We start from the raw sequence: 13,713 nt of genomic DNA, 5'->3' as shown, positions 1-13,713 counted from the left end.
CGGCGTTCAGGCTGGAAGCTTAGGTGTCCTGATGTTCGCGATCGAAGATCTTGCGCACGATGTAGTTCGGCGAAAGATCGTCGCGATAATAGATACGCGCGATCATTTCGGCGAGAATACCGGTGGTGATCATCTGAACGGACGACAGCAGCAGCACGACGCCGACCATCAACAGCGGACGGCTGCCGATATCGTCACCGAAGATGAACTTGTCGATGAAGAGCCAGAACAGGATAATCGCTGCGAGCGCGCCGAGCCCGAGGCCGAGCGAGCCGAAGAAATGCCCCGGCCGCGCCTTGTAGCGCATGAAGAACATCACCGACAGCAGATCGAGAATGACGCGGAAGGTGCGCGAGATCCCGTATTTCGATGTGCCGTGCTGGCGCGCGTGGTGGGTGACGGGCACTTCGCCGATGCGCGAGCTCGGCACGACGCCGGCAACCCAGGCGGGGATGAAGCGGTGCATCTCGCCCATCAGCTTGACCTGCTTGATGATCGAAGCGCGATAGATTTTCAGGCTGCAGCCATAATCGTGCAGCTTGACGCCGGTAATGCGGCCGATCAGGTAATTGGCGCACCACGAGGGGATCTTGCGCAGCAGAAGCCCGTCCTGGCGGTTCTTGCGCCAACCGACGAGCAGGTCGAGCTGCCGCCGCTCCAGCTCCCCGACCATCGAGGGAATATCCTTCGGGTCGTTCTGCAGATCGCCGTCCATGGTGGCGATGAGGCGGCCGTTGGCGGCATCGATGCCTGCCTGCATGGCTGCCGTCTGACCGAAATTGCGTTGTAGTTCGACGATGCGCAGGATCAGCCCCTCGCGCGTCAGCGACCGCCGAGCATTGGCAAGCGTCGCGTCCGTGCTGCCGTCATCGACGAGGATCAGCTCCCAGGGTTTGGTAAAACCGGTCATCGCCGAACAGATACGCTCGATCAGCGGTCCAACGCTTTCTTCCTCGTTGAAGACGGGTACGACCAGCGAAAGCTCTAGAGGGTCTGCCGCATCGGCCTGGGGGAGGGGCGACTCTGCCGTTGTCTGCAACACTTCTTTCTCCTAAAAGACCGACAGAACATGCCGGACGAAACGAGCGAAAAGTCCGGTTTGAAGCCTCCGCTCGCATTTGGGTGCCCTAACTACATGAAGACTCCCATGGTGGCCAGCCGACAGAATTGGTTTATTCGCAACCGAATGATGCTGCTGACCCTCGCCGTTGTCGTGGCTTATGCCGCTTTCATCGCATGGTTCTGGGGGTGGAGTTCCATCCTGGCGCAATGGAGCAAGGTCGGCGCGCTGCCGATCCTGCTGGCGCTCGCGCTTCTGACCGGCACCTACTTTCTGCGCACATGGCGCATCTACGACTACTTCCCGAAGGAAACGACCGGCCGTTTCACAGCGCTATTCCGCGTCACGCAGGTCCATAACCTGTTGAATATCATGTTGCCTTTCCGCACGGGCGAGACCAGCTTCCCGGTGCTGATGCGCTCCGAATTCGGTATTCCTCTTGCGCGTGGCACATCGGCCCTTTTCGTCATGCGGCTGCTCGATCTGCACGCGCTGCTGGCCGCGGCCGGTGTCGGCCTTGCGCTTGCCTCGCCCTATCGTGTTCTTGCCTGGATCGTATGGGCAGCGTTTCTGCTCCTGCCGGTCGCGGGCTTTATCTCCCGCCGGCCGCTGATCAGGCTTGCCGCCCGCATCCTGCCGAAGAAGGCGCAGGGGCTGGTGCACGAGCTGGAGCGCGGCCTGCCGGTCGATGCCCGCGCCTTTGCGCGCGCCTGGCTGATGACCGTCGTCAACTGGCTGGTCAAGGTCGTGGTGCTAGCCTGGGCGCTTGGCCTCATGAACGTCGCCCCGCTTTCGGCAAGCTTCGGCGGCGCGCTCGGTGGCGAACTGTCGTCCGTCCTGCCGGTGCATGCGCCGGGCGGTGTCGGCACCTATCCCGCCGGCATCGCTGCCGGCGCCATGGCCTTCGGCGCATCGAGTGCGAAGGCGGCAATCGAGAACCTCGCGCAGGCAAGCATCAATGCTCACCTGCTGATCGTGGTGTCTGCACTGACGGGAACCGCGATCGGATTGCTGGTTGGGCGCCAGCGCGCCTGACACTGCGATCACCGAGCCTTGTCATCGAGTTCGGCCAACCGCTTGCGCAGGAATGCTTGTTCCGGCGCCTGATGACACAGCGATAGCGCCCTTTCGTAGGATTGCCGCGCCTCGTCCGACCGGCCGAGTTGGCGCAGGAAATCGGCTTTCGCGGCATGGGTCAGGTGATACCGCGCCATACGCTCCTCTTGCAGCAGCCCGTCGACGATGGAAAGGGCCACCGCCGGACCGTCGCGCATGGAGACGGCGACCGCTCGATTGAGCTCGATCACCGGCGAGGGGCTCGCCGTCAGGAGCAGGTCGTAGAGCATCACCAGTTGCCGCCAGTCGATATCGTCAGCGGTCACGGCGCGGGCATGTTCCGCTGCGATCGCGGCCTGCAGCGCATAGCCGCCGATGCTCTCTGCCGCCATCGCTCTCGCCGACAGCATCAGGCCCTCGCGGATCTGGCTGCGATCCCAGAGCGCGCGATCCTGATCGACAAGCAGCACCAGATCGCCTGATGCATCGGTGCGCGCGAGTCGCCGTGAATCCTGCAGCAGCATGATCGCAAGCAGCCCTTCGACCTCCGGATCCGGCAATAGCTGCAGCAAAAGCCTGCCGAGCCGAATGGCTTCCGCCGCAAGATCGGCGCGCACGATCGCAGAGCCGGAGGACGCCGAATAGCCCTCATTGAAGACGAGGTAGATGACATGCAGCACCTGTGCCAGCCGCTCTGGCAGTTCGGTCTTGCCGGGCACTTCATAGGGAACATGGGCGGCGCGGATGCGGTTCTTGGCGCGAACGATGCGTTGGGCGACGGTCGGCGCCGGGATCAGGAAGGCATGGGCGATCTCTTCCGTCGTCAGCCCGCAGACTTCACGCAGCGCCATCGCCATCCGCGCCTCGGCTGGCACGAGGGGATGGCAGCAGGTGAAGATCAGCCGCAGCATGTCGTCTTCGATCTCTTCATGTTCCGATGTCTCCATCGCCTCTCCCTCCGGGTAAAGGCTGTTGGCAATGTCCGAGCGGGCCGCATCGAAGCGCGTCCGGCGCCTGATGTGATCGATGGCGCGAAAGCGACCGGCAGAGACGAGCCAGGCATAGGGATTGGCCGGGATCGCCTCCTCAGCCCATTGCTGTGCCGCTGCCGCAAAGGCGTCGTGGAGCGCTTCCTCGGCCCGGTCGAAATCGCCGAGCAGACGGATCAGCGTTGCCAGCACGCGGCGCGAATGGCTGCGATAGATGCCGTCGATGGTCTGGTTCAGCGACACGGCGTCAACGATTCTCCGCTAGGTCTCCCCGAAGGGTCAGGGTGCGCACCGGACGGATCTCGATCGCACCGTAACGGGCCGAGGGAATGCGCTTGGCAATGGCCGTCGCGCTTTCCAGATCAGGGGTATCGATGAGATAGAAACCTGCCAGATATTCCTTCGTCTCCACGAATGGCCCGTCTGTAACAGAAAACCCGTCTCCATCCGGCCGGATGACGATCGATTTGTTTCGGAGTTCCAGTGCATCCGAAACGATCAGGGTGCCGTCCTGCCGCAATCCCTCGTCATAGACGAAATGCTCGCCGATCAGATGGTTCATCTCGCTTTGGTCCAGCCGTCCGTCGACGTCGATGGATGTGTAGATCAGGCATAGAAACCGCATGTGTTTTCCTTTCTCAGCTATTCGTCCGGAAAGCGGATGTCGTAGGCGGCACGCACCTCGATCATGCCATAGTGCGCGACGGGGAAGGTGGCGGCGATTTCAGTCGCTTCCTCCATGTCTCGCGCCTCGATCAGCACGAAGCCGCCGAGATGCTCTTTCATTTCGGCGAAGGGACCGTCGGTGACAGCGGCTTCGCCCCGGCGCACCCGAACCGTTCTGGCGGTCTGCGGCTCGCGCAAGGCATTGGCGACGATGATATGGCCGCTTTCGCGCAGCCGGTTATCGTTGTTGATCGAATCCTGCGTCAGCTTTCGTCCTTCCTCTTCGGAAAGCTTGGCGATCTCGGCGGTCTCGAACCAGACCTGGCAAAGGAATTTCATCTGAGTCTCCTCAAACGTCAGGGCCGAAGGAATAGATCGGCCGCACCTCGATGGCGCCGAGCTTGGCGAGCGGAATTTCGGCGGCAACGCGGATCGCATCATTCAGGTCCTTTGCCTCGATCAGGATGAAGCCGCCGAGATATTCCTTGGTTTCGATGAAGGGGCCGTCGGTCACCGACGTCTCACCATTGCGGACCCGCACCGTCACTGCGGATTTTGGCGATTGCAGCGCCTCGGCAAGGATCATATGGCCGCTTGCCATCAGATCGCGGTCGTAGCCGAGCGAATCCGAATCGAGCTTGTGCTTTTGCTCCTTGGTCATGAGGTCGAGCCTCGTGCCATCGAACCAGACCTGGCAGAGATATTTCATCGCAGCGTCTCCTCTTTCAATTTGCTGACGGCCCTAGACGAGTGGTTCGCGCGCAAATCGACATCCCGATCCGCAGCATGGCAAAAATTTCGATCGCTGTCGAAAAAGCCCGTCGCCGGCCGACCAGTTCCGTCAACACGACAAGGAGAGACGGAAATGTACAGTCTGGAAGCCGCAATCGTACATTACTGGCAAAGGAAGACTCTATCGGAAGAGGAACTGCTTGAGGCGGCGGATGTGGGAAGGGTCGTTTACCGCATCTGGATCGGATTTGCGGGCTTTGCCCTGCTGATCCTGTGCCTCAGTTTGGGTGCGCAGCCAAACGACGAACGGCCGCAAGTTGCGGCCGCTGCCAAGATAGTTTCAGTGCCCGCTGACGGGCAATAGGGCGAAAGCCCCAGCGTTTATTGGAACGCCGTCTCGAAGAAGCTGCGTAGCTTGCGCGAATGCAGCGTTTCCGGCGGCATGGCTGCCAGCTTCTGGATGGCGCGGATGCCGATCTGCAGATGCTGGTTCACCTGGGTGCGATAGAAGGCGGTCGCCATGCCCGGCAGCTTCAGCTCGCCATGCAGCGGCTTGTCCGAAACGCAGAGCAGCGTGCCGTAGGGAACGCGGAAACGGAAGCCGTTGGCGGCGATCGTTGCCGATTCCATGTCGAGCGCGACCGCGCGAGCCTGAGACAGTCGCTTGACCGGGCCTGCCTGGTCGCGCAGTTCCCAGTTGCGGTTGTCGATGGTGCCGACGGTGCCCGTGCGCATGATGCGCTTTAGCTCGAAGCCCTCATAGCCGGTGATTTCGGCAACGGCCGCTTCCAGCGCCACCTGCACTTCGGCCAGAGCCGGGATCGGCACCCAAACCGGCAGGTCGTCGTCGAGAACGTGGTCTTCGCGCATATAGGCATGGGCAAGCACATAGTCGCCGAGACGCTGGCTATTACGCAGACCGGCGCAATGGCCTAGCATCAGCCAGGCATGCGGGCGAAGCACGGCAACGTGGTCGGTGATCGTCTTGGCGTTGGAGGGGCCGACGCCGATGTTGATCATGGTGATGCCGGCATGGCCCTTCTTCTTCAGATGGTAGGTAGGCATCTGCGGCAGCCGCGGCGCGGTCACATCGCCCTCGGGCTGGCTGGAGCCGGCCTTGGTGACGATGTTGCCGGGCTCGACGAATTCGGTATAGCCGTCTCCGCCGCTGGCCATCAGGTCGCGCGCCCACTTGCAGAATTCGTCGATATAGAACTGGTAGTTCGTGAACAGCACGAAATTCTGGAAATGCGACGCGCTGGTCGCCGTGTAGTGGACGAGGCGGGCCAGCGAATAGTCGATGCGCTGTGCCGTGAACGGGGCAAGCGGCGAGGGCTCGCCCGGCGGCGGGATATATTCGCCGTTGGCGATCTCGTCGTCCGTGGTGTTCAGGTCAGGCGTATCGAAGAGATCGCGCAGCGGAATATCCTCGAAGGCCGCGACGGAGGCTTCGACATGGGCTCCTTCGCCGAAGGCGAAATGCAGCGGGATCGGCGTGTTCGATTCCGACACGACCACCGGAACCTTGTGGCTGCGCATCAGGAGCGTCAGCTGCTCCTTGAGATAATGCTTGAAGAGCTGCGGGCGGGTGATGGTTGTCGTATAGACGCCGGGTGCCGTGACATGGCCGTAGGAAAGGCGCGAATCGACATGGCCGAAGCTCGTCGTCTCGATGCTGACCTGCGGATAGAAGGCGCGATAGCGCGCCGTGATCGGCTCACCCTGGGCAAGCTTGGTGAAATTGTCGATCAGGAACGCGGTATTGCGTTCGTAAAGCTCCGTCAGCGCTTCGACGGCTTTGCCCGGATCATCGAAGGTCCGCGGCTGGAACGGGATGGGGGAGGAAATGTCGAGGGGCGAAAAAGAAGAGATTCGGTTGCTCATGAGCCATTATAGAGTGTCGTTGATAACAAGCAAACGACGTTGCGGAAGACGGCTCCGGATTTTCTCAGCTATTTTGCAATCATATCCACACGCGGCCATCCGCGTGCGGCGAGGCGTTTGCTTACTGCACGGTCGTGCAATAGGGAGCGCCGGTCTGCAAGCAGGTGAAGCTTGCGCCGAAATGCGATTGTGCGCCGCTGCGGCCGGCATGTTCGACGGCAACCGAAAAGCTGAATGCGAAGACGGCGGCAAACAGCATGATGACGACAAAACGGCGTGCGATGATGATCGAGTCCATGGTCCTGGCCCTATCCGTGCCCTATACTGGACACTGTTTTGCCATGGTCAGGCTGAACGGGTGCTGAGATACCGGTTCATCCAGCGTTCATGAATCTTATCAGACTTGATTGCGCATTCGCCGGCATCAACGAACAACAAAAAGCCTGCCCGAAGGGTAGCGGGCAGGAATAGAGCGGCATGTTTTCTTAGGCTGCGTGCTCTTTAAAGCCTCGTCCATGTCTGCGACTTGCAGAATACCTTCAGAACGCAGCCCTTCATCCTGACCGTATTGCCGCTCACCGTGCCGGAGCCGCTATAGGTCTTGTCCTCGGATGGGTCGGTGAGCTCGCCCGTATAGCTTCCGCCTTTGCCCTGCATCTTGCCGATCTGTTTGCCGGCATATTTGCCTGTTTTCAGCGTGACGCAATAGCTGTCGCCGCAGGGCGCGATGACGGCGGTATCGCCAGCAACGGTCTTCCAGTTGCCGACGATCGGTTCGTCGGCGAAAGCGGTGCCTGCGCTGACAAACAGCGCCGCGGCAAGAATGGTTACACGGATCATATTATTGCTCCTCCCCAGGCACTTGCCGGTTCAACGGCGGGAAACGGCGTGAGATTATCTGACGCGAACGTAAAGGTAAATACGGTTTCCAAGCGCAAATTCCCTGTTTTGCAGCCTCAGCGCCTTGTCGAAAAACATCGCATCCGATTACTGCAGCTTTTTCGTGGTGAAGGAAGGGTTTAAATCCAGATCCTAACAAGAGGTAAAGCTCGCTTGAAAATCCTTAATTTGCAAGGGAAGTGATGTTTAACAAAATCCCAAGTTTACCAAGCATTTGTACTTTGTTTGCATCGAATTAAGCATGCATTTTAGCCGTTTTTTGAAAGCCGCCTGCGATAGTGAACCCATCAAACGAGCGGGGCAAACCCGCCGACCGGAAGAACCGGAAAGCCGCGAACGACGGCAAGGTTCGGACGGAAAACAGGGCAGATACGAACGAAAGTAAACAGGGACAAAACCGATGGCACGCTTCGAAACACCGATGTCTGAAATGGCCATGTTGGGTGGCAACAGCGCCGATGCCCTTTGCGAACTGGGCGTGAACTACGCGACTGGCCGGGGCTGCTCCGCAGATCTCGTTGCCGCCCATAAATGGTTGAATATCGCTGCCATCCGTGGCAGCGCGCGGGCCGCCGAGCTTCGTGCCGACGTCGCCGCGACCTTGACCAAGATGCAGCTCGCTACCGCGCTCCGCGCCGCCCGCGAGTGGATGACGACGCACTGAGGCGTGCCGCAAAGAACGCGACCTGAAGACTGACCTCGAAGGAGGGGATGTCGGCGGCCGACGGAGAGGCGACCCGCCGAATGATGAAAACCGCGACCAGCCGGAACAAGGCTGGCGCGGTTTCGTCGTTTGTGGCTTGAGCAATTCCAGGAAAAGTGCGCAGCGGTTTTTCGTCCGGAATTGCGCAAAACAAGGAGCTGGAACGGTTTAGCGCTTCCGTGAAACGCTGAACCGTTCTAGCCGATCGCTTTCAGCACCTGTGGCAGCGCTTCGGCCAAGAGATCCAGATCCTGCTTCGGCCCAACGCTGACGCGGATGCACCGGTTGAGCGGGGCTATTCCGGGCATGCGGATGAAGACGCCGTGCTGGATCAACCCGTCGACGATGGCACGGGCATAGACGCCGTCCCTTCCGCAATCGATGGCGACGAAGTTCGTGGCGGAGGCAAGCGGCAGCAACCCATTGTCGCGGGCTATCGTCCCGATGACCTCGCGCGCGGCCTGAATCTTGCCGACCACTTCGGTGAGATAGGCTTGATCCTTCAGGGCAGCGAGGGCCGCTACGGTCGCGAGCCTGTTCATGCCGAAATGGTTGCGGATCTTGTCGAAGGTGAGCACCGTCTCGGGTGCGCCGATGACATAACCGACGCGGGCGCCGGCGAGGCCGTAGGCCTTGGAGAAGGTGCGGGTGCGCAATACATTCGGCAGGTCGATCATGTCTAAGATCGCCGGCAGCGAACTTGCCGGTCCGGTTTCGCTATAGGCTTCGTCGAGGATCAGCAGGCAGTTTTCCGGCAGCGCGCGGGCAAAGGCGACGACCTTTTCGGCATCCCACCAGCTTCCCATCGGATTGTCGGGATTGGCGAAATAGACGAGCGGCGCATTCTCGCGCTTCACGGCCTCGAGCAACCCATCGAGATCCTCGCGGTCATTGACATAAGGCACGGTAACGAGGCGGCCGCCAAAGCCGGCGACATGGAAATTGAAAGTGGGATAGCCGCCGAGCGAGGTGACGACCGGCGTGCCCGGCTCGATGACCATACGGGTGATCAGGCCGAGCAGACTGTCGATGCCCTCACCGACGGCGATATTGGCCGCCTGTACGCCGAGATGCGCCGCGAGCGCCTGCTTCAGCTCGAAATTTTCCGGATCGTTATACATCCAGATATCACCAGCCCGCTCGCCCATGGCCGCGATGACGGAGGGTGCAGGGCCAAAACCGTTTTCATTGGCGCCGATACGGGCCTTGACCGTTAGCCCACGCTGACGCTCCAGCGCTTCGGGGCCGACGAAAGGGACGGTGGAGGGCAGGGCGCTGATCAGCGGTGTGAAGCGCGAGAAGGCGGACATGCTGGCTTTGTTTCCCGAATTCAGTTGCAGGGTGCGGCAGAATAGGCGCTTGGCGGGTGGTTGCAAGAGCAGAAAAGCTCCGCTTCCGGATAGCGGCATTTGGCACGCTGCGACAGAATGACATGAGCTTCAGTTAGGTCCGGCGCTCCCGGCGTTGATGATCGCCTGGACGACAAGTGCGATGCGTTTGTCATCCATGCCGGGCCTAACGCGGCCTGAACGTTCAAGCTCGGCAAGCCCATGAAGCGCTGCCCAGAAAGTCTCGGTGACGATCTCCACATCAGTGCAGAACGGAGACACGACCGCTGTAATTGCTTCGAAACCGTCGCGGAGTTCTGCTCTTGTTTCAGCATCGGCGAACTTCAATTGGGTCGGCAAGATGAACATGGCGTCGTAGAGTGCTGGGCGACTTAGTGCGAAAGTAAAATAGCCCGTGGCAACGCTCATGAGGGCGTCTTGTTGTCCGTCTGCCGCATCCACTGCTGTACGAAGAACGGTTGCGAGCTCCTTGAACCCTTCCACGGCAACTGCCGCAACGATGGCATCCCTGCTCGCGAAATGTGAATAGAGGACGGGCTGGCTATATTCGATTTCGTTGGCCAGGCGGCGAATGGTAACGGCATCCCATCCTTCGCTTTCCGCGATTGCACGCGCTGCCGCAACGATGCGATCTTCGCGTTCGGCCCGTTCTCGACTTTTTCGGTCTGTGACATTCATCCCAAAATCTCCATGTCCGCACGGCAAATATGCACCGAGTTTATAGCGCCGCTTGACTATCTAGCAATGCTAGGCCATTGTCTAGCAATGATAGATTATATTGCAACGCTAGGAGAATTGCAAAAATGTACTGGCTTGTTAACGGGATCGGGTTGCTTGTGGCTCTGGCGATTATCGCAATCGGCACCAGCTATATCGCGAGCCCAATGACCACAACGCGCGGGTTTGGCCTGCCGCTTCCTGACGATGGCCCCAATATCCCTTGGTGGCTACGCCTCAAGGGAGTTCGCGACATCGCGGCGGGATTGCTCGTGCTTGCATTTATGGTGTGGGGCACTCAGCGGGAGATTGCTATCGTCCTTCTGGTCGAAGCGATTATCCCCATCGGCGACATGCTGCTCATTCTTGCAGCGAAAGGCTCCAGCAAAAGCGCCTTCGGCATTCACGGCCTTACGGCGGTGATCATGGTCCTGGCTGCCATCCCCATGCTGATCGGTGGGCATTGAGATGGTTCAGATTCTTTCCATATGGTTTTTGGTTGTCGCATTTTCTGGTGCAGGTCTTGCAAACGCGATCCGTAGCTCCGCGACACGAAACGATTTTGTTCGCTGGGGCTATCCGCCTTGGTGGGGCATTGTCGCCGGTGGATTGGAGATATTCAGCGCCGCCCTGATTGCGTTTCCTGTCAGCCGCGTGGCCGGGATGGTACTTGGCGCGGCAATCATTGCGGCTGCGCTGCTAAGCGTCCTGCGCCACCGCGAATATTCGCACCTTGCGCCTTTGAGTGTCTTTGTCACCTTGATTGCTGTTGCCGCGGTCTCATCCTACGCACTGCCGGCAAAGCTGCTCGCCCAATAGAGATCCGAACGCAGCCGCCAGCTGTGTTCCCGGCTCTCGCCGAATTGCGCCTGCTGCCTACTGCCTTCTGCCCCGCGCAGCCAGCGCTTCGACATTGCCGATCATGAAGTCGGCACGCACGACGCGTCGCAATGTTTCCGGTTCGATCAGGTTGATGAAGCGGACATGGACGCGGTTGCCGTTGCGGCTGACCTCGGCGCAGGCGATGCGGTAGGCGAGCCCGAGGATGTTCAGATAGTAATGGCTCGGCAGGCCGACGGTCGTGCCGACGACAAAGCTGGCGCCGCCGCGCGAGATATCGATAATCTCGGCGCTGCGCACGGAGATGCCGGTGAGGCACGGGCGTACCGCCACGAGACGTGCAGGCCGCTGGACGAAGAACCGTTCCCAGCTGCGTTCATAGACTTCGGATTTGACTTTCGCCAGATGGGTTGCGCGAAGCATTGTCATTCCCTGTTGAAGAACAGACCGAATTCATCTCGGTTACATCATGAACCTTGCACGGAGATTTTGCGGAAGCGTCAATTGCATTGGTAGAATTTTAACGGGTTCGCTATTTGTGCCGATTTGGGTGCATCTTGACTGTGGCATCGGCTTGGATCATATAGCCTCTCGGTTCGAGACGCCTGCCGCTCGCGGATGAAAATCCAAGGTGAAGTTCTCGCTGTTTTGGTCACAGCCACATAAGGCATGCTGACTGACGGTAATGCGAGCCCCGTTTCACGGTCGTAATTGCGTGCCTTAGTAAAGGCTGATCCTATGACGACGTATCCGTCCATAGATGAATTGAAGGCTCAAGCCCGGCGTCTGCGCCAGGCGATGGCCGAGCGCGGCGACGACATAAGCCACAGCACCGCGCTGGAACTTATCGCCAAGCAACATGGACTGCGCGATTGGAACACGCTGTCGGCGCTTGCGGCAAAACCGAATGACGGACCCGATGCACCCTTCGATGTCGGTTCCGCCGTTCGCGGGCGCTATCTGAACCAGCCGTTCACGGGCAAAGTGTTGGCGATGTCGGCAAAATCCGGCGGTCTCTACAAGATAACGATCCATTTCGACGAGCCGGTCGACGTGGTCGAATTCGAGAGCTTCTCGGCATTCCGCCAGCGCATCAACGCCCAGGTCGATGCCGATGGGGTTTCGCCGCGCAAGACGTCGAACGGCGTGCCGCATCTTATTCTCGACATCTGACATTCATCTTTCATCACTAGATCTCTATCTTCGCCAATAACGAGCGATTCCGTCTGGATACTACCATGACACGTCATACTGAAAACAACATGTTCCTCACCGGCTGGCTGCCAGGCGTCTTTATCAAAACCGCCGCGCCGATCGTTGTCATCACCACCGTCAGCGGCCTCTTTGCCGTCGTGGACGCCTATTTCCTTGGTGTCTATGTCGGAGCCGACGCGATTTCGGCCGTCAGCCTCATCTTCCCTGCGCTCATGCTGCTGGTCGCGCTGCAGACGCTGGTTTCGAACGGCATGGCAAGCATTCTCGCACGCCGTCTCGGGGCCGGAGACCGCGAAGGGGCAAAGTCCGTGTTCACGGGAGCCCATACGCTGGCGATCGCCGTCGTGGTGATAATCAATCTCGTCTACTGGCTCGCAGCCCGGCAGTTCATTTCCGTGGCCGCGGTCGGAAACGCTGAGGTCGCCCGCTCCGGCGAGGCCTTCATGGGCGTCATGGTCGCCTTCGCGCCGATCAGCTTTTTCCTCTCGCTGCACCTCGATGGGCTGCGCTGCGAAGGAAAGCTCGGCTTCATGACGCTGGTGACGCTCGCCTCGACGCTGCTCAACATTCTGGCGAACTGGCTGATGATGGCCGTCGCCCATTGGGGCGTGGTCGGCTCCGCCGGTGGTTCGATCCTGGCGCAGTTCATCTGCCTAGCGATCGTCATCGCCTATCGTCTCCGTCGGCCCAACGGGCTCTGGGTCGACAAGGCGCTGCATGTTCGCGAGTGGCGCGGTATCTTTGCCTTCGGCGCGCCGATGAGCCTCGGCTTCATCGGCATTTCGCTAAGCTCGGCTGCCATTCTCTTCAACGTGTCGATCTGGCATCAGGGCGATTACGTCGCGACCGTCGGCGCCTACGGGATCGTGACGCGAGTGATGACCTTCGCCTATCTGCCGCTTCTCGGCTTGAGCATCGGGCTGCAGACCATATCGGGTCATAATCATGGTGCCGCACTTCCCGCCCGCGTCGGCCATAGCGTGCTGATTGCCATGATCTCGGCTCTAGTCTATTGCGCTGCCGTCGAACTTGCCGTCGAGTTGCTGGCGGGACATCTGGGATCGATCTTCGTGGCCGATCCGGTGATTGTCGAAGAAGTGGGCCGCATCCTGCCCTGGACGATCGGCGCCTATTTCCTGTTCGGTCAGGCGATCATCCTGTCGTCCTATTTCCAGTCGATCGGCGATGCGAAACGCGGCGCGATCTTCGGTCTGTCACGGTCCTATCTGTTCACCCTGCCGCTGACATTTTTCCTGCCACTCGTCTTCGGCGAACGCGGGATTTGGATGACGCCGATCTTCGCGGAGGCGGGGATGATCCTGCTCACCTGGCTGGTGCTGTCGCGCAATGCCAGGGATCGGAAATGGCGTTACGGCCTGCTACCTGCATGACATGAAAAAGGCCGCGCTCTCAGGCGCGGCCTCAGATTGCTGACAAACCCCTGGCCTTGGCTGGGGGTTTATGATTCTCATGTCCGTTTTCAAGAGTTTGGGCATAGGTTTTTCGCGTCGCCTTTTTCAGCGTCGACGAGGGACAAATATGCTGCCTATTGCAGGACGCGGCGGCATTGAGACGACGGTTGATCAGACTCTGATGCGCGGG

General features: G+C 59.9%; 19 protein-coding genes. 7 read left to right on the top strand and 12 right to left on the bottom strand.

Annotated elements, in window-relative coordinates; translation table 11 throughout:
• Positions 1 to 19: 19 nt before the first annotated feature.
• Positions 20 to 1,039 carry a glycosyltransferase family 2 protein gene (locus tag GA0061102_RS08055; RefSeq protein ID WP_092846000.1) on the bottom strand — a complete coding sequence of 340 codons (1,020 nt, stop codon included), beginning with the start codon at positions 1,037 to 1,039 and terminating at the stop codon, positions 20 to 22.
• 96 nt (positions 1,040 to 1,135) lie between these two features.
• Between GA0061102_RS08055 and GA0061102_RS08050 the strand changes: the two genes are divergently transcribed.
• A complete protein-coding gene (locus tag GA0061102_RS08050) occupies positions 1,136 to 2,095 on the top strand; it encodes a lysylphosphatidylglycerol synthase domain-containing protein (RefSeq protein WP_092845709.1) in 960 nt (319 codons plus the stop codon).
• A gap of 8 nt (positions 2,096 to 2,103) precedes the next feature.
• Here GA0061102_RS08050 and GA0061102_RS08045 read toward each other — a convergent pair whose 3' ends face one another.
• Genes GA0061102_RS08045 through GA0061102_RS08030 form a run of 4 tightly spaced genes read right to left on the bottom strand, consistent with a single transcriptional unit; the run spans position 2,104 to position 4,480 of the window.
• Positions 2,104 to 3,342: an RNA polymerase sigma factor gene (locus GA0061102_RS08045; protein WP_167667936.1), complete on the bottom strand. Its 1,239-nt coding sequence runs from the start codon at positions 3,340 to 3,342 to the stop codon at positions 2,104 to 2,106.
• 10 nt (positions 3,343 to 3,352) lie between these two features.
• Complete coding sequence (locus GA0061102_RS08040) at positions 3,353 to 3,730, bottom strand: YciI family protein (RefSeq protein WP_092845705.1); 378 nt, start codon at positions 3,728 to 3,730, stop codon at positions 3,353 to 3,355.
• A gap of 17 nt (positions 3,731 to 3,747) precedes the next feature.
• Complete coding sequence (locus GA0061102_RS08035) at positions 3,748 to 4,110, bottom strand: YciI family protein (protein WP_092845703.1); 363 nt, start codon at positions 4,108 to 4,110, stop codon at positions 3,748 to 3,750.
• Between the two features lie 10 nt (positions 4,111 to 4,120).
• On the bottom strand, positions 4,121 to 4,480 hold the full coding sequence (locus tag GA0061102_RS08030; RefSeq protein ID WP_092845701.1) for a YciI family protein: 360 nt from the start codon (positions 4,478 to 4,480) through the stop codon (positions 4,121 to 4,123).
• A gap of 156 nt (positions 4,481 to 4,636) precedes the next feature.
• Here GA0061102_RS08030 and GA0061102_RS08025 point away from each other — a divergent pair, with 156 nt between their 5' ends.
• Positions 4,637 to 4,867, top strand: a complete 231-nt coding sequence (locus GA0061102_RS08025; RefSeq protein ID WP_092845699.1) for a hypothetical protein — start codon at positions 4,637 to 4,639, stop codon at positions 4,865 to 4,867.
• Positions 4,868 to 4,884: 17 nt separating this feature from the next.
• Here GA0061102_RS08025 and GA0061102_RS08020 read toward each other — a convergent pair whose 3' ends face one another.
• The 3 genes from GA0061102_RS08020 to GA0061102_RS08015 all read right to left on the bottom strand — a co-directional run bounded on the left by GA0061102_RS08020 (position 4,885) and on the right by GA0061102_RS08015 (position 7,227).
• A complete protein-coding gene (locus GA0061102_RS08020; protein ID WP_092845697.1) occupies positions 4,885 to 6,387 on the bottom strand; it encodes an AMP nucleosidase in 1,503 nt (500 codons plus the stop codon).
• Positions 6,388 to 6,508: 121 nt separating this feature from the next.
• Positions 6,509 to 6,685, bottom strand: coding sequence for a hypothetical protein (locus GA0061102_RS33120; RefSeq protein WP_167667933.1), 177 nt, complete (start codon positions 6,683 to 6,685; stop codon positions 6,509 to 6,511).
• Positions 6,686 to 6,888: 203 nt separating this feature from the next.
• On the bottom strand, positions 6,889 to 7,227 hold the full coding sequence (locus tag GA0061102_RS08015; RefSeq protein ID WP_092845695.1) for a DUF2147 domain-containing protein: 339 nt from the start codon (positions 7,225 to 7,227) through the stop codon (positions 6,889 to 6,891).
• Between the two features lie 460 nt (positions 7,228 to 7,687).
• Here GA0061102_RS08015 and GA0061102_RS08010 point away from each other — a divergent pair, with 460 nt between their 5' ends.
• Complete coding sequence (locus GA0061102_RS08010) at positions 7,688 to 7,951, top strand: sel1 repeat family protein (protein ID WP_004121770.1); 264 nt, start codon at positions 7,688 to 7,690, stop codon at positions 7,949 to 7,951.
• Between the two features lie 236 nt (positions 7,952 to 8,187).
• On the opposite strand, the gene GA0061102_RS08005 is transcribed toward GA0061102_RS08010, so the two are convergent.
• Positions 8,188 to 9,300 carry a pyridoxal phosphate-dependent aminotransferase gene (locus tag GA0061102_RS08005; RefSeq protein ID WP_092845693.1) on the bottom strand — a complete coding sequence of 371 codons (1,113 nt, stop codon included), beginning with the start codon at positions 9,298 to 9,300 and terminating at the stop codon, positions 8,188 to 8,190.
• Positions 9,301 to 9,429: 129 nt separating this feature from the next.
• The gene (locus GA0061102_RS08000; protein ID WP_092845691.1) at positions 9,430 to 10,017 is read right to left on the bottom strand and encodes a TetR/AcrR family transcriptional regulator; all 588 of its coding nucleotides are present in this window, start codon (positions 10,015 to 10,017) and stop codon (positions 9,430 to 9,432) included.
• A gap of 125 nt (positions 10,018 to 10,142) precedes the next feature.
• Here GA0061102_RS08000 and GA0061102_RS07995 point away from each other — a divergent pair, with 125 nt between their 5' ends.
• Entirely contained in the window at positions 10,143 to 10,523 is a 381-nt protein-coding gene (locus GA0061102_RS07995; RefSeq protein ID WP_092845689.1) for a DUF4267 domain-containing protein, read from the top strand.
• Position 10,524: 1 nt separating this feature from the next.
• A complete protein-coding gene (locus GA0061102_RS07990) occupies positions 10,525 to 10,875 on the top strand; it encodes a DoxX family protein (RefSeq protein ID WP_092845687.1) in 351 nt (116 codons plus the stop codon).
• Positions 10,876 to 10,932: 57 nt separating this feature from the next.
• On the opposite strand, the gene GA0061102_RS07985 is transcribed toward GA0061102_RS07990, so the two are convergent.
• Positions 10,933 to 11,325 (bottom strand): PilZ domain-containing protein, encoded by a 393-nt coding sequence (locus tag GA0061102_RS07985; RefSeq protein WP_167667932.1) that lies wholly within the window; start codon positions 11,323 to 11,325, stop codon positions 10,933 to 10,935.
• Positions 11,326 to 11,634: 309 nt separating this feature from the next.
• Here GA0061102_RS07985 and GA0061102_RS07980 point away from each other — a divergent pair, with 309 nt between their 5' ends.
• Both GA0061102_RS07980 and GA0061102_RS07975 read left to right on the top strand, forming a co-directional pair.
• A complete protein-coding gene (locus GA0061102_RS07980; RefSeq protein WP_092845683.1) occupies positions 11,635 to 12,069 on the top strand; it encodes a glyoxalase superfamily protein in 435 nt (144 codons plus the stop codon).
• A 65-nt stretch (positions 12,070 to 12,134) separates the two neighbouring features.
• Complete coding sequence (locus GA0061102_RS07975; RefSeq protein WP_092845681.1) at positions 12,135 to 13,502, top strand: MATE family efflux transporter; 1,368 nt, start codon at positions 12,135 to 12,137, stop codon at positions 13,500 to 13,502.
• A 31-nt stretch (positions 13,503 to 13,533) separates the two neighbouring features.
• Here GA0061102_RS07975 and GA0061102_RS33270 read toward each other — a convergent pair.
• Positions 13,534 to 13,713: hypothetical protein (locus GA0061102_RS33270; protein WP_208858617.1), on the bottom strand; the 180-nt coding region annotated here is incomplete at its 5' end.

Source organism: Martinezella miluonensis (assembly GCF_900094545.1).
GTDB classification, from domain to species: Bacteria; Pseudomonadota; Alphaproteobacteria; order Rhizobiales; family Rhizobiaceae; genus Rhizobium; species Rhizobium miluonense.
This window is presented reverse-complemented; position numbering and strand designations above follow the sequence as displayed.